The sequence below is a fragment of the Spirosoma utsteinense genome, from assembly GCF_014282275.1.
Lineage (GTDB): Bacteria > Bacteroidota > Bacteroidia > Cytophagales > Spirosomataceae > Spirosoma > Spirosoma utsteinense.
Genome location: NZ_VFIA01000010.1, coordinates 142,787 through 163,441 on the forward strand (window position 1 = coordinate 142,787; position 20,655 = coordinate 163,441).

Consider the following 20,655-nt stretch of genomic DNA (forward strand, 5'->3'; position numbering starts at 1 on the left):
GATCTCAAAAAGCCCCCGCAACAGTGAACTTGTTTGGGATGACTGGGTGTATCCTGGACGGCCACGTCCGGGCGTAAATACAGCTCATTTACGCCCGGACGTGGCCGTCCAGGATACACCCAGGCTGCGTAATTAGCTGAAATTCAGGATAATAAAAAAACCTAAACAGGTTCAGTTATAAATTACAGCAGAATCCATCCCGAAAGACTAGGATTGCACCCGCGCCAGGGCCAGTTTCGGGTAACGCGTTTGCAGCCACTCGAAGCAGCCAAACAGCAGGGCACTGTAGACCAGCGTACCGGCCAGGAAGTTACGCATGTACGGTATACCTTGTATAATGCATTGCAGCCAGCCCGCAAAATCACGGCTCAGCGGCAAGTTGGTCCGCAGGTCGGTCCCGCCCGCCAGCCACACGCTCGTGTCGGCCAGCATCCAGTGCGACAGCGCGGCTACCAGCGACGCCACCAGCACATTCTTGACGGACACTTTCTGCAACAGCGTCTTACCGAACCAGACGATCAGGGCAAAAATGCCGTAGATCCAGTACCAGCCATCATACATAAGGCCGTATTTTCCATCGAGTAGCAGGCCATTGATGACCAGATCGCTCAGCCACAACGTTAGTAATGGCAAACCAAATGCCTTCCAGCGGTTGGTGAAGTAGGACCCGCCAAAGAGAGCCATAGCGCCTACGGGGGTGAAATGAGCTACCGGCGACAGATCGACCGAGTTAGCGACGCGCATAGCCGCCATCAGTCCAATGAACGACAGCAGGACCAGAAAGCGGGGATTAACGGATTGTTTCATAGCAACAGACAAAAGGGTAAAGACTACCAGGTAAAGCGTACGCCCACATTCGCATTTCGGCCGCGGGTATTATAACCGTATACATCCGTATACGACTTGTTGAACAGGTTCCGGACATCGCCATAAATCCGGAAATGCTGATTTAGTTTTCCTTCGGCAAACAGATCGATGGTTGTATAGGCACGAAGCGTGATATTATCGGTTCCAAACGTCTCGTCGTTGTAAAAGAGGTCGATCCGATCGCCCACCGAACGCAGTGTTGCACTTACCAGCAAAGCAGGCATAACCTGATAGCCGACGTTCAGATTGACCTGCGTTTTGGGACGACGGAAGAGGTTGTTATAGGTCGTATCCCGCCCGGCAACCTGTGTCGTGATAGCCCCGTCGAGCAGGGTCAGGTTACCGGTCAGCGACAGCCGACGAACCTGCGACTGAACTTCAAACTCCCAGCCGTGGTCGTGCTGCCGGTCGAAGTTGATGTAGCGGCCATACGGATCAACGTTCAGCGACTCGAAGAAAATAGCGTTCTGAATCTGACGGTCGAAGTAGACAGCCCGCACCCAGGCATTGCGACTTTTGGTAAAGAGCTGCAAACCCGCTTCGGTCGAGTGGCTACGCTCCGGTTGCAGCGCTTTGTTGCCGTAAGGCGAGAAAAGCTGGTATAAGGTAGGTGCCCGGAACCCCGACGACAGATTCACGAACACCTTCACACGGTCGGCGATCAGGTACGACGGATTGACCGAATACGTAAATACGGTGCCGTACAACGAATTGCGGTTGTACCGCCCGCCTATCTCTACCGATACTCCTCGGTAAGGCGTCAGAAGACCCGTAGCATAGACACCCAATTGCCCGATGCGGGCGGTATCGGCACCAATAGGCGGTGCTTCGTACGGCCCGAATGAACTGATAGACCGATACACCTGATCTGTGTTGCTGAACCGGTAGTCGGCTCCGGTCAGCAACTCACCCCAGCTACCCAGTTTAAGACTATGGTAGACCTCCGCGAACTGGGCCAGCCCACCATATTTCTGGTACGCGTACAGCACGGATGCGCCCGTTTCGACCAATGCCGAATCATTGGTATAGGTCCGGCGGCTATCGCTCAGGCCATAGTTCAGGACCAGCCGCCCGCGTTGGTGCCGATAAGTGAACCCCGTTGCAATCTGTTTAAACTGGTTTTGGTAGACAAAATCCTTTTCATCGGCAAAGGCACCGGCATCCAGATCGGTGGTGTAGGCTGTTGCTATACCCCGGATCTGCCAGCTTAACTTCGCGTTTACCTGTAGCGTCAGGTTAGCCAGCAGGGCATTCTGCTGATAGCCGTCCTTGTCGAAGTTCTGCTGGCCCGTCCGATCCGTAGCGGCTGAGAATCCGGCCGACGACAACCGGGTATACTGCACATTGTATGACAACTTTTCGGTCTGGCCGCTCACGCCAACTGTTCCCCGGAAAGTTTGGTAGCTGCCGTAGTTGAGCGAAGCGGTAACCCCTACAGGCTTCCGGCCTGCTTTGCTGCTGCTACCCCGCCGGGTGAAAATATTGATGACACCTGCCACAGCGTCGGCCCCGTAGGTCGTTGACTGGGCACCGCGCAGAATCTCGATACGGTCACACTCGCCCACCGTCAGTAAGTTCAGATCGAAGGTATTCGCCGTACCCGACGGGTCATAGACCGGCAGACCATCCAGCAAAATCAGGGTATTACCGGCCGATGCACCACGCAGATAGATGTCGGGGTTGGTGCCCAACGGGCCATTTGCTCCCACGATCTGCAGGCCAGCCTGACGGGACAGCAACTCGGCCACCGACTGGGTGGCGTATCGCTGGAGGATCGAATCCGATAAGACGGTGACGACTTTACCCGTTTGCGAGAGCTTCTGCTCAACCTTGTTGGCGGTTACCGTAACGGCATCCAGTTGGCGGGAGCCCGAACCAGACGGATCGGGGTTGGTCTGCGCCAAAGCGGACAGACCGGTTGTGGCCACAAAAACGGCCGAAAGCAATGTAGTTGTCTTGCTCATTATTAATCAGGTTGATTAAGTAATGAGCCGTCGGAAAGTGAAAATAAAAGATAGACCGGGTGCGCACCCGTCAATGGCCGCCCAAACGACCACGCCATTCAACCGAAAAACGTCTTTCATCCCTGGCTTTTTACCCGAAAGCTCGAATCATGAATTCGTTTGAGGCAGGTCTTCTGGCTTGTTCGACCGATGACGCCTTCCCACCCGGAGGCAGTGGCACCTATGTCATCGGCTTTTGATCGAACTTACAGCTACGGGTATAGCCCCGGTTTTACACCGGTGTTCCCTTTTAATTACCCCTGGTAAGCGGGTAAACCTAAAACGCAGCGCAAAGGTAGACTTATCCAGTTAAAAACCCTCGGCTTTGATTTCCTTCTCGGTTATGGTGCCGTATTTCTTCACCTTATCCCGAATGGTTTCTGCCTTGCCAACCAGCACAAACTGAAGGTTATTTTTGGGAAAATACTGGTCGATGATCTGGCGCGTACGGGCTACCGTTAACCCATCAACGTTCTTCTGAAAATTGTTGATAAACGACTCGTTGAAGCCCAGGCTGAACATGTCTGTCAGCAGATTGGCCAGCGAACCCGCCGATTCATAATTCGGCGGGAAGTCGGCTTTGACGTAATTTTTCGCCGACATAAGGGTCTTTTCGTCGATACCGGTTTTATGCAGGCTATCCAGCACCTGAAGGGCCATGTCGATGGCTTCGGTCGTGGTACTCACCTTCGTAAAGGTCGAAATGGCGAATGTACCGCTGTTGCGGAAGGTCCCGAACCGGCTGCTGGCACCGTAGGTCAGGCCCGAGTTAACGCGCAGGGCATCGTTGAGCCACGACGTGAACCTGCCGCCCAGAATCGTGTTGACAACGGTTACCGGGATAAAATCGGGGTTGTTCTGGGTGATGCCTTTACCGCCAATGATAAAGGTCGTTTCGCGGGCGTCGTCCTTATTCACCAGCAGCACCCGATTTTTGTCGAACGAGACGGTTGGCTCGGTCAGTTTGGGTGAGCTGGCCGCAGCCGTTTTCCAATCGCCGAACAGGGTTGTCATCCGCTTTTTCATGGCAGCTGTATTGAAATCACCCACAATAGCGATAGCTGCCCGGTCGGTTGTGTAGTTTTTCTGATAAAACTGCCGAACGTCGTTCGCCGTTATAGCCGAAACCGCTGAAGGCGTCCCCGAAACCGGGTTGGCGTAAGGATGACCCGTAAATACAAACTGGTTGAAATAAGACGAAAGCACCGCCCGTGGGCTCTCTTTCTGCTGGGTCAGCTGAAGCAGCTGCCGCTGTTTGTACTTGTCGAACTCCCCCTGATCGAAGGTTGGTTTGGTCAGTACATCGTGAATAATGGTAAAGAGCAGATCCTGATCTTTCACCGCAAATGACGCCGTGACCTTCGCCACTTCTTTACCCGCATAGGTATCGATGGAAGCCCCAACGTATTCCGCTTTTTCTTCCAGTTGTGCCTTGGTATAGCTGGCACTTCCGAACAGCAGCGCTTCGGCCGTCATGGTGGCCAGCCCGTAGCGCGTACCGTCCTGCACGGCACCCGCGTCGAACACCGCCGATACATTGATGAGCGGCACTTCGCGCTGTTCCATCAGGTAGATGGTCAGGCCATTTTTGAGTTTAAACGTCTGGTAGGGCGGCACTTTAAATGTCTGTGCCGACGCTGCGCCCGTGAGAATCAGGGCCGTAATGAAGAAGAGTATGTGTTTCATAAAGTGGGGATTGCTCCACCGGGCAGCGGGGCGGGGACGATTCAACAGGTCGGTGAGCAGCAGTTTAGTTAGCGCCAGTGGTCTTTTTAGGTTCGGGCAGCAAATAGCCGACAGTACGGTTGCGGGCAGTGAGGTAAGTTTTAGCCACCCGCTGTACGTCTTCTCGGCTTACTTTCTCGTACAGGGCCGGGGCCTCGTAAAGTTTTTTGTAGTCGCCAAAGAACAGGTCATAGGTGCCGAGCGAGTTGGCTTTGCCGTTGATGGTTTCCATCGTCCGGTAGAAATCCATCAGCTTCTGGTTCTTGAGCTTTTGTAGTTCGGTATCGGTAACGCCGTTGGTAACGACCTTGTCGATCTGCGCCAGCACCGATCGTTCCAGCTGTTCGGCCGATATGTTGCTGGCCGCAATGGCGTAGATAGCAAACAGACTTGGGTCGAACGATTCGCCGAAGTTGGTAAACACCCGCGACGCGATCGTCGAGTCGAGCACGAGCGATTTGACCAGGCGCGACGAATTGCCCGAACTCAGAATACCACTCAGCAGATCGATGGCGTAATAGTCAGGGTGGCTCGTGGCGGGCGTGTGGTAAGCCATCAGAATATTGGGTGTGGCTACGTCTTTATAGGTGGTTACCCGTCGTTCACCGTTCTGCGGTGGCTCTACTGTCCGGAGGCTGTCCGGTAGTTTCTGGGCTGGAATGGGCTCAATGTATTTCTCCGCCAGCTTCTTCACCTGTGCGGCTGTTACATCGCCCACAACGACCGCCACGGCATTATTAGGCGAGTAATAGGTTTTAAAATACCGCTCCAGATCGGCCTGCGTCCATTTTTTGATATCCGACTCGAAACCAATCACCGGAAACATGTATGGATGTTCGACAAAGGCCGTAGCCTGCACCAGTTCGCTGATGACGCGGTAGTTACTGTTTTCCAGACCCGTACTGCGCTCCGACAGCACCACGCCCCGCTCACTCTCCACCATTTTGGGATCGATGGCCAGATCACGAATGCGGTCGGCTTCCAGATCGAAGATCGTTTCGAGCGCGTCGCTCTGGAACCAGTCGGTATAAACGGTCGTGTTTTCTGTCGTATACGCATTATTGGAGCCGCCGTTGGCTTCCATCGTCCGGTCGAACTGCTTGGGGCCGTATTTTTTGGCCCCGTTGAACATCATGTGCTCAAAAAAATGCGACAGGCCCGTGATGCCGTGGACCTCGTTGCGCGAGCCTACTTTCCAGAACGTGTATAGGTTCGCGTTGGGAATGGAATGGTCTTCGAGGACCATAAATTTCATGCCGTTCTTAAGTGTGAACGTCTGTACGTCCTCCGGTTTGGGCTTGTTCTGCGCCGAGGCCGCGATACCCGCCGAGAGCAGCAGGCTGGTGAGCAGCCCGATTCGTTTGTTCATGAGGTGAAGTTTGGTTGGGACGTGTTAAATGTAAGACCGATAGGGCAGATTACAAAAAGCAGTAATATTGTTCAGATCAACCTGACTGACCCGCGAAATGCGGTTGGCTGTTTTATAAAAAACTTGTGTTCATGAATCAATCTCTATGGTCGCTCAGCGGCCAGCGCGCCCTGGTTACGGGCGGTACCAAAGGCATTGGCGAGGCCATTGTCCGCCAATTTCTGGATCTCGGCGCGGCCGTATTTATCGTGGCCCGCGACAATGATCTGCTGCAACAACAGCTTACGGAATACCGACAGCAGGGCCACACGGTCGACGGCCTGGCAGCCGACATAAGCCAGCCGGGAGAAGCAGGTCGAATCATCGAAGCTGTTCAGGCAACGGGCGATACGCTCGACATCCTGGTCAATAATGCCGGCACGAACATCCGAAAACCCACGGTAGAATACGGCGGGGCCGATTATGACCATGTTTTGAATACCAATTTGCGGTCGGCCTATGAACTTAGCCAGGCCGCTTACCCACTCCTGAAAGCCTCGGGCGATGGGAAAGTAATCATGGTGTCGTCGGTGTCGGGACTGACCCATACCAGTAGCGGATCGCTGTACGGCATGTCCAAAGCGGCCATGCTCCAGTTGACGCGCAACCTGGCGGTGGAGTGGGCTCCCGACGGTATCCGGGTCAACGCGGTAGCCCCCTGGTATATCACAACACCCCTGGCCTCACCGGTACTCAACAATCCCGAAAAGCGGGCGGCTATTCTTAAACGGACGCCCATGAACCGTATCGGTGACGCGCATGAGGTCGCTTCGGTCGTTTCGTTTCTGAGTATGCCGGCGTCGGGCTACGTTACCGGCCAAACGATTGCAGCCGACGGGGGTTTGCTGGCGTGGGGTTATTGAAAAGCAGGGCTGACTGGCGTCGGGAATAAAATCTTTTATTTCCGACGCAACCCTTTTCTGCTCCTGCCCGTACTGCGAATGAACCGGTTCAACTGTTCAGTTTCTCACCTTCAAACGCAGTTGATATAATGCACGCCTTCCGTTACAAAACTCGTTCGCTGTCCCTGACGGCACTCCTCCTCGTGGCCACACTAGCCTGTAAGGATGAACCAAACCCGGTCACAACGACCAACGACCTGAATCTGGCCACTACGTCGCTGGGCAAAGTCCTGACCGGCGACGCTGGGCGGACACTGTACGTATTTGCGCCCGATGCCGATGGCAAAGCCAACTGCAACGGAACCTGTCTCGATAACTGGCCCCTGTTTTATAAGGAAACCCCTACCCTGGGCACTGACCTGACCGCTGCCGATTTTACGACCATTACCCGCGCGGATGGTACCAAACAAACGGCCTACAAAGGATGGCCGCTTTACTATTTCAAAAATGACGCGAAAGCAGGCGACGTAGTGGGCGAGAATGTCGGGAATGTGTGGCAGGTGGCCAAACCGAATTATACCATTCTGATGGCATCGCGGCAGTTGATCGGGTCCGACGGAAAATCGTACACGTTCGACACAAAGGAAGGCACGGGAAATTCGTTATTTTTGACTGACAACGTTGGCCGAACTCTCTACGCATTTGCGCCCGACAAGAAGAACAAGAACACGTATACGAAAGCCGATCTGAGCAATAATGCCACCTGGCCGTTGTTCGAAGGAACGGTCGACGAGGTACCGTCAACCCTGAATAAAGCCGATTTTGGCACCACAACGGTGTTTGGTAAAACCCAGGTCACCTACAAAGGCTGGCCACTTTATTATTTCGGTGGGGATCAGGGTTTGCGGGGCAATACCAAAGGCGTCAGCGTGCCCCGGCCCGGTGTATGGCCGGTGGTGAACAAAACCTCACCCGAAGCCCCGGCCAGTTGACGATTGAGCATTGCAGAAAGATGCCCGTCGCGCGGGCTCTTTCTATCTGTACAGTATTGACGTATTACCCGACCTCTTTTGAATGGCTAACACGCCTAACATACCACCACTGTCCGACCTGCTGGCGGGTTGCTTACGCAACCACCGGCAAAGTCAGGAGTTGCTTTACCGGCAATTCTACGGGTATGCCATGAGCGTCTGTCTGCGCTATGCGCCAACCCGCGAAGGGGCGCTGGAGGTACTTAACGACGGGTTCCTGAAAGTGTTTACCCGCCTGGAACAGTACGATCCGGCCATGCCCTTCAAGAGCTGGCTACGGCGAATTCTGATCAACACAGCCCTCGACCATTACCGGCAGGAAGTTCGGCACCATTATTTTGACGATGTTGAACAGGTCGGCCAAACCATTATGTCCGAGTCGGCCGACGCACATAGCCAGTTAGCTCACGAAGAATTGCTGGCGCTCATCCAGCGACTCTCCCCGGCCTATCGGCTGGTATTTAATTTGTATGTTATGGATGGATTTACGCACGACGAAATTGCCGCCCAGCTTGGCATTTCGGTTGGGGCGTCGAAGTCGAATCTGGCACGGGCGCGGGAAAAACTGCGGTCGTATTTAAAGCACGTAAACTACGATGAGTATGCAAGACCCAACCGATGACCAATTGGATGGACTCTTCAGAAAATCGGCTGAAGAGTTCGACGCCCCGTTCGATCCGGCGGCCTGGCAGGCCCTGAAGAGCCGGCTGGACAGGCATGATCGATTTACGATCTGGGAACATATCCTCCGCTGGGGCATTCCGGTCCTGCTGCTACTCCTGTTAACAGTAGGTAGCTGGAACGCACACCGGATCCAGGCGAAGACGGGCCAGGTAAATAGTCTGGGCATTACACTGCCCGGTTCGGTGTTGCTACCGGCTCCGGCAAACAAAACCGCCGAAACAGACCGCCTGGCGACTTCATTCCCGGTACCCGCCGTTACCGACCGCCCGGCCCGGACACGGCCGGTAGCAGAGCCGCACAAACCGGCCCGTCCGGCACAAGCTGATATTGCCGGTCCTGCCGGAAGCACATTGTCCGTTCGGTCAGACAACGAACTACGCAGCAGCGCAGCAACAACAACGCCGACGGGCAGGAAAAACAGCCGGGTCGTTGTGCCTGAATTGACAGGCCAGACGAATCGTCCGGCTAGGTCAGCTGTTTCAACGGACCCGGCCAATCCGATAAAGGACGCTGCCCGCCCACTGGCTACCGCGTCTGTACGGATACAGGAACGTAACGAACGACCGCGTTCTGGCATAAACAAGCGCAAACGATCACGACCGTTGCCGGGAACCCCGTTGGTCTCTGCTTTTTCGATGGAGGACGATGCAACAAAGTCGGCACAATCATTCAGTAAACGGCCGGTAACCTTGGAGAGAGCCGGGAAACCGGAAACCAGCCAATCGCAGACCAGCCCTGCCGATGGTCAACCGGATGTTGTGAAACCAGTGGTTCTACTTTCGTTCAACAAACTGACCAGCCAGCCGGGTCAATGGCCGCGACCCTTACTGTTTAGAGGCCGGGCTATAGAAGCACCTGTGCGCGAACCGGCGGCTGAGCCGCAGTCACTGGCGAAGCCCGTATCCTCTACAAAGGGGCTGAGCATTCGGTTTCTGATCTCGCCTGATCTGAGCGGCATTGGTTTGCGCAACATTCAGCGACCCGGCACCAATGTTGGGCTCATGCTGGACTACCGGCTGGCACCGCGCTGGAGCGTTCAGGCGGGCCTGTTGCGTAGCACGAAGGTGTACAAAGCCTTACCAGATGATTACGACTGGCCCAAAGCATGGCCTGTTATACCGGAGAGTGTTGACGGGCGCTGTAACATGCTCGACATATCCATCAATATACGCTACGACGTCGTGTTAAGGCCCCGTTCGGACGGACGCCTGCCCGACCGCTGGTTTGTAAGTGGAGGAGCTACTACCTACTACATCAGACAGGAAGATTACGTTTATAACTACCCCGCTCATACATATAATGTCCCCAAGGGCTGGAAGGGCAGAACCGGCTGGAACGGGTTCAGCCAGTTGAACCTGTCGGGCGGTTTTGAACGGTCCTTCAGCCGCCGACTCTCGTGGCAGGTGGAGCCATTCGTGAAAGTACCCCTGAAAGGTGTCGGCTATTTCAAGATTGATTTATTGAGTACAGGGGCTTTTTTCTCGCTTCGGTATAAGCTGTAACGTTCTTTTTATCCGTTCTCAAATTTCCAGTTCTCAATCCGTGTAACTACATCAACCAATCGACGCATGAAACCGAATACAACCAACGATCAGATGAATAGAGGAGACTTTCTTCGCAGCCTGGGTATGAGCAGTGCGGCCCTCATGGCGTTTTACTGCATGGGTACTACCCTGACAGCCTGTTCGGGCGACAGTGATCCGGCACCCGGTAATACCGGCACTACGCCCCCGGCTACCAGCACGGGCCTGACAGGAAACGCCCAAACGTCAAAAGGAGCGATCAACTTTACGGTCGACTTGACAAATGCTGATTTCAGTAAGCTAAAAACACAGGGTGAATTTGTAAAAGTGGGTGACGTACTGATTGCCAATACCAAAGGGGGAAGCTATGTTACGCTCCAACGGCTTTGTTCTCACCAAAGCGAAGACCGGGTGGTTTATCAACTGGCATCGGACAATTTTTTCTGTAGCGCCCACGGTTCATCGTTTGGCACTGATGGCAGCGTAAAATTTGCTGCCGGAGGAGCGGGCCAGGCCGCTATGAAACTGTATAAAACCACCGCCAGCGCCGACGGCAATACCCTGACCGTAACCGCCTAACTATTAATTAGTCATTGATGAGATACCTCTGGTTTGCCTTACTGATTGGGTTAGGGACGAATTCGTTGCAGGCTCAGGATTCTACCGCCGTACGCCGGGATACGACGATCTCCCCGGCTACGGTACCTGACCCCTCGGCCGACGATCTGCTGGCTGGCCTGACCGATTCGACGGATGTGGGCCAGCCGTTGCTCCCGCGTAAAATGATAGTCACACAGCGGGCGTTCTGGGGGCCCAAAGGACTGCTGCGCGTGATGAACGTGGCTCCCCTAACGGCTGCCGGTCGGGAGAAGGAGTTAAAAATAAGACGAACCATGCTGGTAACCCACCAGATTGGCGGGTTTGTAACGCTGGCTGGCTTTGTGGCTCAGGGGCTGCTGGGCGCGAAATTGTATAACGCCAAAGGCCAGGAATATGTCGACACGAAAAAATGGCACGAGCGGTCGGCGACGCTGATCAATGTGTCGTATGGTACTACACTGCTGCTTTCCCTTACGGCACCCCGCCGGTAATTGGAGCGGGAAAAGGATTTACCTCCATTAAACTGCATAAATACCTGGCCGTTGTTCATTTGACAGGCATGATCGCTACGAATGTGCTGGCCCAAATGATCGCCACAAATGCAAACCTCAAACCGTATCACCGGGCTGCTGCTTACACGACGTTCGGCGCTTATGCCGCTTCGGTGCTGGCCTTAACTTTCTAAGATCATGAACTGGATTAAGTATAGCTGCTGGCTGGCTATCGGGGCTCTGTGTGCCTTTACAAACCCAATGGCCAAGCGAAAACTGATGGCCGACAAAGCTCTGTCTACCATTACCTACTCGGCCAAACACCCGTTACATAACTGGGACGGGATAAGTCGCGACGTGAATGGGGCGCTTATATACAACGACGAAACCAAACAGCCCGAGACGGTTGCCATCTCCGTTAAAGTAGCCTCATTCGATAGCGACAACAATAACCGCGATTCACATGCGATGGAAGTCCTTGAAGGCCTGAAATATCCGACTGTGACCTTCGTTAGCTCAGATGTGAAGGCGGGCGGGAATGGTATGCTGGTCGCTAAGGGGACGCTGACGTTTCATGGGGTGGCCAAACCAGTCACGTTACAGGCGACACGTAAAGATGCAGACGGCAAGATGACGGTGACCGGTGAATTTCCGGTGAACATGAGCGACCATACCATTGAACGTCCCTCCCTGATGGGTATGAAAACTGAAGACGCTATGGTACTTAAGTTCAACGTGGTATTTCCGCTCTAATTGATACTAGGCTTTTGATAATGAATCTGTTTAGGAATGATTGTATCCTGGAACAGCTTCAACATGCGTCCGATACGCGGCAAAACTTTTTGCCCTTAGGTATTGCTTCCGCCCGTCCGGCGGAAACCGCGCCAAGCCAGTATGGCACTGATCAGCGTCAGGACGGCACCCAGCAGGTAAGGGGCACCCGGAAAGTAAACGGGTGCGTTTGCGGCCGTGAAAAAGGCAAACAGGTTGGTCATGATCAACGGCCCGATGATCGATGTGGTACTGGTCAGACTTGTTAAGGCCCCCTGTACTTCGCCCTGCTCATTGGCAGGAACCTGACCCGAAATAATGCCCTGTACCGACGGACCGGCAATGCCCCCTAACGCATAAACACCCATGAACGCGAACATCATCCAGCTTTGGGTAGCAAACGCAAACAGCGCAAAACCTAACGCACTGAACAATAACCCCACATAAACAGACCGTTGCTGGCCTAGTTTGGGGATGATGATCCGGCTTAAGCCCCCCTGCACAATAGCAAACGCCAGTCCGATGGCCGCCAGCGACCAGCCAACCGTTTTCTCGTCCCACTTGAACTTCTCCATCGTGTAGAACGTCCAGGTGCCCTGCACGGCAAATCCGGCAATGTAGATCAGTACCAGCGACGCTACCAGCCCCAGTATGACCGGGTACCGGCCCAGATTCAGGAGTGAACCAACGGGATTGGCCCGTCGCCAGTTGAACGGCCGGCGGTTTTCGGGTGCCAGCGATTCGGGCAGGATAAAGAAGCCGTACATAAAGTTGATCATCGTCAGCCCGGCCGCTACGAAAAACGGCACCCGGGGACCGTACTGCCCTAAATAACCGCCCATAGCCGGGCCGAGTATGAACCCTACCCCAAAGGCAGCGCCCACCAGCCCGAAGTTTTGCGCCCGCTTTTCAGGGGTGCTGATATCGGCAATGTACGCATTGGCGGTTGTGAAACTGGCCCCCGTAACGCCTGCCAGTAAACGTCCCAGAAACAGCCAGCCGATGGTGGGTGCAAACCCCTGCAATATGTAGTCGACGCCGAAGCCGAAGAGCGAGAACAGCAGTACAGGCCGACGCCCGAAGCGGTCGCTCAGTCCACCCAGGATGGGGGAAAAAACAAACTGCATCAGCGCGTAGGCGAACGATAACCAGCCGCCCCAGCTGGCGGCCTGACTAAGATCACCGTCGATCAGTTGCTCGATCAGTTTCGGAAAAACCGGAATAATGATCCCCAGGCCCGTTACATCGATCAGGAGGGTAATGAAGATAAAAACAAGGGCAGGACCGCGCTTGGTGGAGACGGGAGGGGTAGACATAAATGATGAATGATGAATAATGAATGATGAGCGATACGTGCCGTCTGGCTCCATGTATCACTCATCATTTATCGTTCATCATTCTTTTTAAGCGTATGTATTCAGCATGACTGGCATTACCAGCATCAGGATATCTTCGTTTTCTTCTTTGTCGGCGGGGATGAGCAGACCAGCCCGGTTAGGAGCCGACATCTCCAGCGTGATCATTTTGGCACTGAGGTTACTGAGGACTTCGGCCATCAGTTTGGCATTGAAACCAATTTCCATAGCTTCACCATCGTAGTCGCAGAGGAGCTTCTCGTTTGCTTCGTTCGAGTAGTCCAGGTCTTCGGCCGAAATGGTCAGCGAATTGGTTTTCAGCGACAGCCGAATCTGATGCGTAGTGCGGTTGGCATAGATCATGATCCGCTTCAGCGAGTTGAGCAGATCGGTCCGGCCAATGGTCATTACGTTCGGGTTGTTGGTCGGGATGGCGTTTTCGTAATCCGGGAAGCGCTCATCGATCAACCGGCAGATCAGTTGCGTAGGGCCGAAGGTAAAGGACGCGTTGGCCTGGCTGAATTCAGCAACGACCGGTACGTTTTCGGGCAGCGATGCCTTGAGTAGCTGGAGCGCCTTACGCGGAATAATAAGCGAGGTAGTGGCCGCTCCTGAAGTCGATCCCGTACCAAGATCTGTGCGCCGGTAGCGAATGAGCCGGTGCCCGTCGGTAGCCACAAACGTAGCATTATCGTCGCTCAGTTGCAGATATACCCCCGTCATAGCCGGACGCAGATCGTCGGTGCTGGTAGCGAAAACGGTGTTATTGATGGCACCGAGCAGGACGTCGGATGTCATATCGACAGACATCGTCTTGCTAACAGTAGGCAGTTTCGGGAAGTCGATCGGATTTTCGCCGGAGAGTTTATAGCGGCCGTTGTCGGTCAGGATTTCGGTGCCAAACGTTTCGGTATCGATGTTTATGGTTACTGGCTGCTCGGGCAGGCTGCGCAGCGTATCGAGCAGTAACTTGGCCGGAATGGCAATAGCGCCATTCTCACTGGCTTCGACCGGAATCTGCGTCGTCATCGTCGTTTGCAGGTCCGATGCGGTCACGGTCAGCGTGCCGTCTTCGATGCGAAACAGGAAATTTTCGAGAATAGGTACGATCGGGTTGGTAGCCACGACGCCATTTATATTCTGAAGGTTTTTGAGCAGGACAGACGAGGAAACGATAAATTTCATAAGCTAGTCGGGAAGTAGCGGTTTGACTAAATATATAAAGCAAAAGTAGCGAAAATATACGACCCTACGGTGGTTTTTACGCAGACGGGAAAAGAACCTTATAGGCACGGCTAACGTATACTTGGGTAGTGGACGATAGCCGGTAACCGGTGCGTAAAAAGCCTCGCTTACCTGACGTAGTCGCTTAATTGTATGAACGGAATGGAAACTGAAATCATCAATCGGGTAGCGGGCAGCAGCCTTGTCTCCCTCGATCTCGAAACCTATTATCATCCTGGCCAGCGGGTTGTCTATGACCTGAAAGACAACTTGTATATGGGGCTGATTCTGAAAGAGAAAGAGTTCCGGGCGTTCCTGAAAGAGCACGACTGGAGCCAATATGCAGGCAAAAATGTTGCCATCACCTGTACCGAAGACGCCATTGTTCCAACGTGGGCGTATATGCTGCTTACGCTGCAGCTTCAGCCTTATGCCAATACCGTTGTTTTCGGTACCCTGTCCGACCTCGACGAGAAGCTTTATTTCGACGCCATAGCTACCATCAATCCCGAGGATTATCGCGACGCCAAGGTGGTAGTGAAGGGGTGTTCTAAAGTACCCGTCCCAACGGCTGCTTACGTTGAGCTTACCCGCCGACTGCAACCCGTTGTGCAGAGTCTGCTCTTCGGCGAACCATGCAGTACGGTCCCGCTGTACAAACGGCCGAAGGGATAAATCGCCGGGACCTGGCGAGGCCCGGGTCCTGATTTGGCCGAACGTTTATCTATCCCTGCCTTTTCCTATGCTCGATTTTCGTCTGACTGTATTTTATACCGTTGCCAAGCGACTGAATTTCACAAAAGCCGCTGCCGAATTATTTGTGACACAGCCGGCCGTTACGAAACATGTTCAGGAACTGGAAAATCAATTCGGTACGGCCCTCTTCGACCGGCGCGGTAACCAGGTAAGCCTGACAGCCGCCGGGAGTCTGCTCCTGCGCCATGCCGAAACCATCATGGGTACGTACCGGCAGCTGGAATTTGATATGAACGCCCTCAAAGGCGAGCCCGGTGGCACACTTCGGCTGGGGGCCAGCACTACGGTAGCCCAATACGTGATTCCGCCCGTACTGGCCCGCTACCACGAACATTCGGCGGAGGTAGCCATTTCTCTGCTCAACGGTAATACAGAACAAATTGAACAGGCACTCCTCAACAACGATATAGACCTGGGGCTGGTAGAAGGCCGGACACATCATAGTGACATCCGCTACACGTCCTTCGTGAAAGACGAGCTTGTACTCATCTGTCGCCCCGACCATCCACTGGCAGGCCGCGACGAAATCACGCTCGATGAGCTGCGTACCGTTCCGATCGTGCTGCGCGAACGGGGGTCCGGCTCGCTCGAAGTGGTGGAACACGCGCTGCGCGGAGCCGGTTTACGGCTTACCGACCTCACTATTGACATGCAGCTGGGCAGCACCGAAAGCATCAAATCCTACCTGAGCCATTCCCGCTGCATGGCGTTTATTTCCGTATTCGCCGTTCAGAACGAGTTAAGCGTGGGTTCGTTCAATGTGCTCGATGTGCAGGGACTAACCATCCGGCGCGACCTGTATTCGATTCAGCTACAGGGCATCAGCGAAGGGCTGGCCGATACATTCATGCGGTTTGCCCGCCAGCACTACAATCGGCGCTAGCCGTTAAACCTCAATTACCAGGGGTGTTCGCGATTGGAAGAACCTCTGGTAAAATTACAGACAAGCAAAGCGTCGCTTTTCGTAGTTTTACGGCCCAACTTCTTCCTGGTCAATAAACCATTATGCAAGCAACTCCCGTATCGGCTTTTCTGATCGGCCTGGCTTTAACAACCACGACCTTACAGGCACAAACCCGTACTGCCCGCCCCGGATCGGCTCCACCGCGTCCTTATGCCGCAGGTACGGCGGTTGCCGGGTTGCCTGAATTCTCGATCTCCCGCGCCGAAGTTGAAAGTCAGACGCGCTTCCTGGCCTCCGACGAACTACAGGGCCGTCGGACGGGTGAACCGGGGAACCAGATAGCGGCCCGCTACATTGCCGAACAGTTCAGAACGCTGGGCCTGAAACCAGCCGGATCGGCCGATGGCCAACCCAGTTACATGCAGCCAATTGGTTTTGAAAAAGTAAAAGCAGCCAGTTCGGCCCGGATGGTTCTTGGCAAAGACACGCTCCGGCTGGGCAAAGAGCTGGCCGTAATGAGCGGTGGCCCTATAGATGTATCCGGCGAGGTTATCTATGCCGGTTATGGACTTACCGATGGCGATGACGGCTACAAAAGGCGCGACGTGAAAGGCCGGATCGTGGTTGTACAGGGTGGATCGCCGGACGCCAAAGGGCCGGGCGAAATCTTCAAAGCATCGGGCAGTAAACGCAGATTAGCCACTGAAAAAGGAGCTGCGGTCCTGATCGAATTATACAGCGAGTCGATCCCCTGGGGCTTCGTCAATCAGTACTTCAGCCGGGAGCAGATCAGCCTGCCTGCTGCGGGAGCTGGTGCCGCTTCCGTTGCCCACCTGTGGGTCAACAACGCCAACAACCAGTACAAGCAATTGAAAGAAGCGGGGCAAACCGTTGCGCTAAGCACCTCCGGGCGATTACGGTCGCCCGCCCCGTCGGCCAACGTAGCCGGTATTATTGAGGGTACCGATCCAAAATTGAAAGACGAGTATGTCATTCTGTCGGCTCACTTCGACCATATTGGCGTTGGTAAACAGGGCGGCAGTCCATACCAGCCCACGGATAGTATTTTCAACGGTGCCCGGGATAATGCCTTCGGAACAGTTTCGATTCTAACGGCAGCCAAAGCCCTCATGCAACAGCGCCCCAAACGCTCAGTGCTGGTGCTAGCGCTAACGGGCGAAGAAGTAGGCCTGCTGGGCAGTAACTACTACGCCGAACACCCGCTGGTACCGCTGAAGCAAACTGTTTTCAACCTCAACACCGATGGGGCGGGCTATAACGACACGACGATTATTGCCGTGATTGGCCTGGAACGGACCGGCGCTAAAGCCGAAATCGAAGCGGCTGCCAAAGCGTTTGGCATGAGCATCTTTGCCGAACCCGCTCCCGAGCAGGGACTGTTCGATCGGTCAGACAACGTTAACTTTGCCGTGAAAGGCATCCCGGCCCCCACGTTCTCGCCCGGTTTCAAGGCATTCGACGAGGCCATCGGCAAATACTATCACCAGGCTATCGACAACCCCGAAACACTGGATTTCAACTACGTACTTCGGTTCTGTCAGGCCTACGCCCATGCAGCCCGGCTGATCGCCAATCGCCCGACCCGTCCACAATGGTCGGCGGGGGATAAGTATGAAGCGGCTGGAAAAGCGTTATACGGCTATTAACTGAGCCGTTATTCCCGTTTAGTTTTCCGGTTCCCCAAAGTCGAGGTTATGTTTTCAGCCTCGACTTTGGGGAACCCGAAAACTAAACGATCTGCCCCATCGTTTATTAATTATTAACGACGCCCGAGATGAAGTATATTCTGATTATTACCCTCATCATTATGTTCGTGCCACCCGTTCGGCGGTTTGTGTTCCAGCTATTGGTTGGCAGGCAGTTGGTGAAGGAGCAAAAACGGCAGGCTGAAGCGTTCAGCAAACGCCGGGAAGGTGAAATCCGTGTGGAAAAGCGGCCCACAAAAAACACAGAGCCCCCATACCGGGGTGGCGAGTACGTTGATTACGAGGAGGTTAAATAACTACTGTTCTTTTCTGTATTTCACCGCCAGACCCGTCATCAGGTAACCGTCTTCATGTCTGGACGTATAATACTTGTAGCGTACGCCCACAAGCGCATCAGCGCCAAGCTTCTTGGCTTCCATGGTCAGGCGAGCCAGCAATACTTCTTTTTGCTGCATATTATTACCCCGGGCCAGCATTCGTCGGTTTATCGTCTGGCGATCGGTAAGCGCTGTTTCGCCTTTCGTTTCCATATCCTGTAAGGGTTCATACGGACGTTCGGGCCGCTGTGAATCGTAGAAAACGTCGATAGGATAATTGGGCTGATTTTGCAGGTAAATAATGGGCCTGAAGCAACCCGTCAGCAGTCCGATGCCGAGCATAATCATCCATAGATAGTTACTTCGTTTCATGCGCGTTGGCCCTGGCAGGCAGTTACTGATTCGATGAAGGTCTTCGCTGGCTGACGGGATAGACACCCATCGCTACCAGCGAAGCCCCCAAGTTACGCTTACTTGTCGCTCAAAATCAATGGTACGTTCCCCCGACTGCCCATAATAATTATTTTAGCATTGGGCGATGCCGCCAGTTCGCGCTGGGCTTTGATCTGTTCGTATTGCAGCTGCCTATCGCTCAAACCAGTCGACAGAATTTTCTGGTAATCAGCAATACCCTGTGCTTCTACCCGCTTCCGTTCGGCTTCCTGACGCTCTTTGGTCAGTACAAACTGCATCTTCTGGGAATCCTGCTCGGCATTGATCTTCGACTCGATGGTTTTCTTGACCGACGCGGGCAAGTCGATATTCCGAATCAGCAATTGTTCCAGCATCAGACCGCGCTTCTTGAAATCCGCTTCGATGGTCTTGTAAATACGGCCCTGAAACTCGTCACGCCGGGTTGAGTATAAGGCTACGGCATCATAATAAACAGCGTTGTCGCGGATGCGGGTCCGGGTAATGGGCCGGACAATCTTATCGGTATAGTCCGGCCCGATCTCCCGCAGAATAGCTGGCGCATCGTTAGGAACGACCCGATACAGCACCGTCAGGTCGATAACTACTTCCAGTCCGTCGGCGGTTAGTACCCGAATGGCATCGTCACCCTGTTTATCGCCTTCGCCGTTGTTGGCCGACATGGTGTAATTCTGGGTCTTGATATCGAATTCCGTTACGTTCGCCAGCGGGTTTACGAAACTCAGACCCGAGTTGATAGGCTTCTCGCTGACGTTACCGAAGAGAGATACTACGCCCACCTGCCCGGCGTCGATCTGGCGAACGCTGGACGTGAGTAAGCCTATGATGATGGCAATGATCCCGAGTAGTTTGACGGGACGTGCGTAGTGCGAAAACGCCAACGCGGGTGTATTGATGGCAAATCCGGCAGCAAGCGCCAGAATACCGATAACGAGAAAGAACATGGGGTGAGGGTGTTACAGTTTACAGAGTGGGTGCGGTAGCCACAAGCTACGCACGACAAGGTACGCGAATAAAGCGTCGGTACAGATAGAGTACTTTATAGGCAAAGACGACGAGTACGCACATCGCATAGCAATCGCAGGCAGAAGCAGTCAGCCAGTAAGCCGAGTGAGGTTGCTACCAGCAACTCATCGCAAAAAAGACAGGCAGGGAATACGGCAAAAACGGACTGAAGGCGTCAGTGCGGGGGAGGAGTCATAGCATGAATTCGGTCAGAAGACAAGCCAAAAATACGGCGGGAAAAGGAGCCGTGTATAACCGCTATAGACCAGCGGACGCCCGGTCGGCCAGCCGGTTACAGGGGTTGACGAAGAAAAAATGAAGGCACAAAAAAAGGCATCCGGTAAACTACCAGATGCCTTTCCTGACTACACGTTTAACCCTTAGCGTGAAGTCTTGGTGCTCTTTTTAGCCGATTTAGAGGCTGGCGACTCGGCCGTTGCGGCTGGTGCCTGCGCTACAACTTCGCCTTTCAGGTAAAGAACCGTTTGGCCGGCTTCAGCATTACTGGTTACCGTTACCGTTTTGGTGAACTGACCGGCAGCAGCTGCGTTAAAGGTTGCCGAAACACTACCCGTCTTGCCCGGCATGATAGGCTCACGTGTCCAGTTAGGCTTGGTACAGCCGCAGGAAGCCTGCGCATCGTTGATAACGACAGGATCAGTACCCATGTTTTTGAACTCAAATACATGAGTTACAGGTTTGCCCTGCTCGATTTTGCCGAAATCGTGCGTGTCCTTGGCGAACTTGATGACTCCCTTTTGAGCGAAGCCAACTGAAACGAACACAAATAAAGCTACGAAAAGTGAAAAAATAGTTTTCATTGGACTAGACGGAATTATGGTTTGGTTGTTAAGATGCAATACGCTAAAATCTGTTCCTCAGCAAAGAGTTTGCCAAATAGTTTCCAACTCCTTATTGATTAACAAATAAACACAGAAATTCGTTTTTTTGAAAGCTGCCTTGTTTTCCCTTACTTTTACCTTCACGTGG

At 53.8% G+C, this 20,655-nt stretch carries 19 protein-coding genes, 1 pseudogene and 1 riboswitch; of the genes and pseudogenes, 11 read left to right on the plus strand and 9 right to left on the minus strand.

The window, feature by feature from the left end; genetic code table 11:
- Nucleotides 1-207: 207 nt before the first annotated feature.
- The 4 genes from FH603_RS10235 to FH603_RS10250 form a co-directional block, all read right to left on the minus strand.
- Nucleotides 208-807, minus strand: a complete 600-nt coding sequence (locus tag FH603_RS10235; RefSeq protein ID WP_186737392.1) for a DUF6580 family putative transport protein — start codon at nucleotides 805-807, stop codon at nucleotides 208-210.
- Nucleotides 808-830: 23 nt separating this feature from the next.
- Nucleotides 831-2,831 (minus strand): TonB-dependent receptor plug domain-containing protein, encoded by a 2,001-nt coding sequence (locus FH603_RS10240; RefSeq protein WP_186737393.1) that lies wholly within the window; start codon nucleotides 2,829-2,831, stop codon nucleotides 831-833.
- 146 nt (nucleotides 2,832-2,977) lie between these two features.
- Nucleotides 2,978-3,166, minus strand: a riboswitch (cobalamin riboswitch).
- 13 nt (nucleotides 3,167-3,179) lie between these two features.
- Complete coding sequence (locus tag FH603_RS10245; RefSeq protein WP_186737394.1) at nucleotides 3,180-4,556, minus strand: M16 family metallopeptidase; 1,377 nt, start codon at nucleotides 4,554-4,556, stop codon at nucleotides 3,180-3,182.
- A gap of 64 nt (nucleotides 4,557-4,620) precedes the next feature.
- Nucleotides 4,621-5,964, minus strand: a complete 1,344-nt coding sequence (locus tag FH603_RS10250; RefSeq protein WP_186737395.1) for a M16 family metallopeptidase — start codon at nucleotides 5,962-5,964, stop codon at nucleotides 4,621-4,623.
- 131 nt (nucleotides 5,965-6,095) lie between these two features.
- Between FH603_RS10250 and FH603_RS10255 the strand changes: the two genes are divergently transcribed.
- From FH603_RS10255 to FH603_RS10285, 7 genes and pseudogenes are all read left to right on the plus strand, one after another.
- Entirely contained in the window at nucleotides 6,096-6,866 is a 771-nt protein-coding gene (locus FH603_RS10255; RefSeq protein ID WP_186737396.1) for an SDR family oxidoreductase, read from the plus strand.
- Between the two features lie 128 nt (nucleotides 6,867-6,994).
- On the plus strand, nucleotides 6,995-7,837 hold the full coding sequence (locus tag FH603_RS10260) for a hypothetical protein (protein WP_186737397.1): 843 nt from the start codon (nucleotides 6,995-6,997) through the stop codon (nucleotides 7,835-7,837).
- A gap of 82 nt (nucleotides 7,838-7,919) precedes the next feature.
- Nucleotides 7,920-8,498: an RNA polymerase sigma factor gene (locus FH603_RS10265; RefSeq protein WP_186737398.1), complete on the plus strand. Its 579-nt coding sequence runs from the start codon at nucleotides 7,920-7,922 to the stop codon at nucleotides 8,496-8,498.
- Entirely contained in the window at nucleotides 8,479-10,062 is a 1,584-nt protein-coding gene (locus tag FH603_RS10270) for a hypothetical protein (protein WP_186737399.1), read from the plus strand. Before FH603_RS10265 ends, FH603_RS10270 begins: the two co-directional genes overlap by 20 nt.
- A gap of 66 nt (nucleotides 10,063-10,128) precedes the next feature.
- A complete protein-coding gene (locus tag FH603_RS10275) occupies nucleotides 10,129-10,662 on the plus strand; it encodes a Rieske 2Fe-2S domain-containing protein (protein ID WP_186737400.1) in 534 nt (177 codons plus the stop codon).
- A 17-nt stretch (nucleotides 10,663-10,679) separates the two neighbouring features.
- Nucleotides 10,680-11,368: pseudogene (locus FH603_RS10280) on the plus strand (hypothetical protein).
- Nucleotides 11,369-11,372: 4 nt separating this feature from the next.
- The gene (locus tag FH603_RS10285) at nucleotides 11,373-11,927 is read left to right on the plus strand and encodes a YceI family protein (RefSeq protein ID WP_186737401.1); all 555 of its coding nucleotides are present in this window, start codon (nucleotides 11,373-11,375) and stop codon (nucleotides 11,925-11,927) included.
- Nucleotides 11,928-12,022: 95 nt separating this feature from the next.
- On the opposite strand, the gene FH603_RS10290 is transcribed toward FH603_RS10285, so the two are convergent.
- Nucleotides 12,023-13,261: a TCR/Tet family MFS transporter gene (locus tag FH603_RS10290; RefSeq protein ID WP_186737402.1), complete on the minus strand. Its 1,239-nt coding sequence runs from the start codon at nucleotides 13,259-13,261 to the stop codon at nucleotides 12,023-12,025.
- An 87-nt stretch (nucleotides 13,262-13,348) separates the two neighbouring features.
- The gene (gene dnaN, locus FH603_RS10295; protein ID WP_186737403.1) at nucleotides 13,349-14,485 is read right to left on the minus strand and encodes a DNA polymerase III subunit beta; all 1,137 of its coding nucleotides are present in this window, start codon (nucleotides 14,483-14,485) and stop codon (nucleotides 13,349-13,351) included.
- 201 nt (nucleotides 14,486-14,686) lie between these two features.
- Here dnaN and FH603_RS10300 point away from each other — a divergent pair, with 201 nt between their 5' ends.
- The 4 genes from FH603_RS10300 (at nucleotide 14,687) to FH603_RS10315 (ending at nucleotide 18,207) form a co-directional block, all read left to right on the plus strand.
- The gene (locus FH603_RS10300) at nucleotides 14,687-15,199 is read left to right on the plus strand and encodes a DUF2480 family protein (RefSeq protein WP_186737404.1); all 513 of its coding nucleotides are present in this window, start codon (nucleotides 14,687-14,689) and stop codon (nucleotides 15,197-15,199) included.
- Nucleotides 15,200-15,266: 67 nt separating this feature from the next.
- A complete protein-coding gene (locus FH603_RS10305) occupies nucleotides 15,267-16,163 on the plus strand; it encodes a LysR family transcriptional regulator (protein WP_186737405.1) in 897 nt (298 codons plus the stop codon).
- 122 nt (nucleotides 16,164-16,285) lie between these two features.
- Nucleotides 16,286-17,851, plus strand: coding sequence for a M28 family peptidase (locus FH603_RS10310; protein ID WP_186737406.1), 1,566 nt, complete (start codon nucleotides 16,286-16,288; stop codon nucleotides 17,849-17,851).
- Nucleotides 17,852-17,979: 128 nt separating this feature from the next.
- On the plus strand, nucleotides 17,980-18,207 hold the full coding sequence (locus tag FH603_RS10315; RefSeq protein WP_186737407.1) for a DUF4834 domain-containing protein: 228 nt from the start codon (nucleotides 17,980-17,982) through the stop codon (nucleotides 18,205-18,207).
- Here the strand turns inward: FH603_RS10315 and FH603_RS10320 are convergent, their stop codons facing one another.
- The 3 genes from FH603_RS10320 to FH603_RS10330 all read right to left on the minus strand — a co-directional run bounded on the left by FH603_RS10320 (nucleotide 18,208) and on the right by FH603_RS10330 (nucleotide 20,486).
- A complete protein-coding gene (locus FH603_RS10320) occupies nucleotides 18,208-18,600 on the minus strand; it encodes a hypothetical protein (RefSeq protein ID WP_186737408.1) in 393 nt (130 codons plus the stop codon).
- 98 nt (nucleotides 18,601-18,698) lie between these two features.
- Entirely contained in the window at nucleotides 18,699-19,604 is a 906-nt protein-coding gene (locus FH603_RS10325) for a prohibitin family protein (protein WP_186737409.1), read from the minus strand.
- Between the two features lie 441 nt (nucleotides 19,605-20,045).
- Nucleotides 20,046-20,486, minus strand: a complete 441-nt coding sequence (locus tag FH603_RS10330; RefSeq protein ID WP_186737410.1) for a DUF1573 domain-containing protein — start codon at nucleotides 20,484-20,486, stop codon at nucleotides 20,046-20,048.
- Nucleotides 20,487-20,655: the final 169 nt, after the last annotated feature.

What these genes read in the sequence shown, in the direction of transcription:
- FH603_RS10235 (WP_186737392.1), bottom strand. Translation starts at nt 807, where the DNA reads ATGAAACAATCCGTTAATCCCCGCTTTCTGGTCCTGCTGTCGTTCATT.
- FH603_RS10240 (WP_186737393.1), bottom strand. Translation starts at nt 2,831, where the DNA reads ATGAGCAAGACAACTACATTGCTTTCGGCCGTTTTTGTGGCCACAACC.
- FH603_RS10245 (WP_186737394.1), bottom strand. Translation starts at nt 4,556, where the DNA reads ATGAAACACATACTCTTCTTCATTACGGCCCTGATTCTCACGGGCGCA.
- FH603_RS10250 (WP_186737395.1), bottom strand. Translation starts at nt 5,964, where the DNA reads ATGAACAAACGAATCGGGCTGCTCACCAGCCTGCTGCTCTCGGCGGGT.
- FH603_RS10255 (WP_186737396.1), top strand. Translation starts at nt 6,096, where the DNA reads ATGAATCAATCTCTATGGTCGCTCAGCGGCCAGCGCGCCCTGGTTACG.
- FH603_RS10260 (WP_186737397.1), top strand. Translation starts at nt 6,995, where the DNA reads ATGCACGCCTTCCGTTACAAAACTCGTTCGCTGTCCCTGACGGCACTC.
- FH603_RS10265 (WP_186737398.1), top strand. Translation starts at nt 7,920, where the DNA reads ATGGCTAACACGCCTAACATACCACCACTGTCCGACCTGCTGGCGGGT.
- FH603_RS10270 (WP_186737399.1), top strand. Translation starts at nt 8,479, where the DNA reads ATGCAAGACCCAACCGATGACCAATTGGATGGACTCTTCAGAAAATCG.
- FH603_RS10275 (WP_186737400.1), top strand. Translation starts at nt 10,129, where the DNA reads ATGAAACCGAATACAACCAACGATCAGATGAATAGAGGAGACTTTCTT.
- FH603_RS10285 (WP_186737401.1), top strand. Translation starts at nt 11,373, where the DNA reads ATGAACTGGATTAAGTATAGCTGCTGGCTGGCTATCGGGGCTCTGTGT.
- FH603_RS10290 (WP_186737402.1), bottom strand. Translation starts at nt 13,261, where the DNA reads ATGTCTACCCCTCCCGTCTCCACCAAGCGCGGTCCTGCCCTTGTTTTT.
- dnaN (WP_186737403.1), bottom strand. Translation starts at nt 14,485, where the DNA reads ATGAAATTTATCGTTTCCTCGTCTGTCCTGCTCAAAAACCTTCAGAAT.
- FH603_RS10300 (WP_186737404.1), top strand. Translation starts at nt 14,687, where the DNA reads ATGGAAACTGAAATCATCAATCGGGTAGCGGGCAGCAGCCTTGTCTCC.
- FH603_RS10305 (WP_186737405.1), top strand. Translation starts at nt 15,267, where the DNA reads ATGCTCGATTTTCGTCTGACTGTATTTTATACCGTTGCCAAGCGACTG.
- FH603_RS10310 (WP_186737406.1), top strand. Translation starts at nt 16,286, where the DNA reads ATGCAAGCAACTCCCGTATCGGCTTTTCTGATCGGCCTGGCTTTAACA.
- FH603_RS10315 (WP_186737407.1), top strand. Translation starts at nt 17,980, where the DNA reads ATGAAGTATATTCTGATTATTACCCTCATCATTATGTTCGTGCCACCC.
- FH603_RS10320 (WP_186737408.1), bottom strand. Translation starts at nt 18,600, where the DNA reads ATGAAACGAAGTAACTATCTATGGATGATTATGCTCGGCATCGGACTG.
- FH603_RS10325 (WP_186737409.1), bottom strand. Translation starts at nt 19,604, where the DNA reads ATGTTCTTTCTCGTTATCGGTATTCTGGCGCTTGCTGCCGGATTTGCC.
- FH603_RS10330 (WP_186737410.1), bottom strand. Translation starts at nt 20,486, where the DNA reads ATGAAAACTATTTTTTCACTTTTCGTAGCTTTATTTGTGTTCGTTTCA.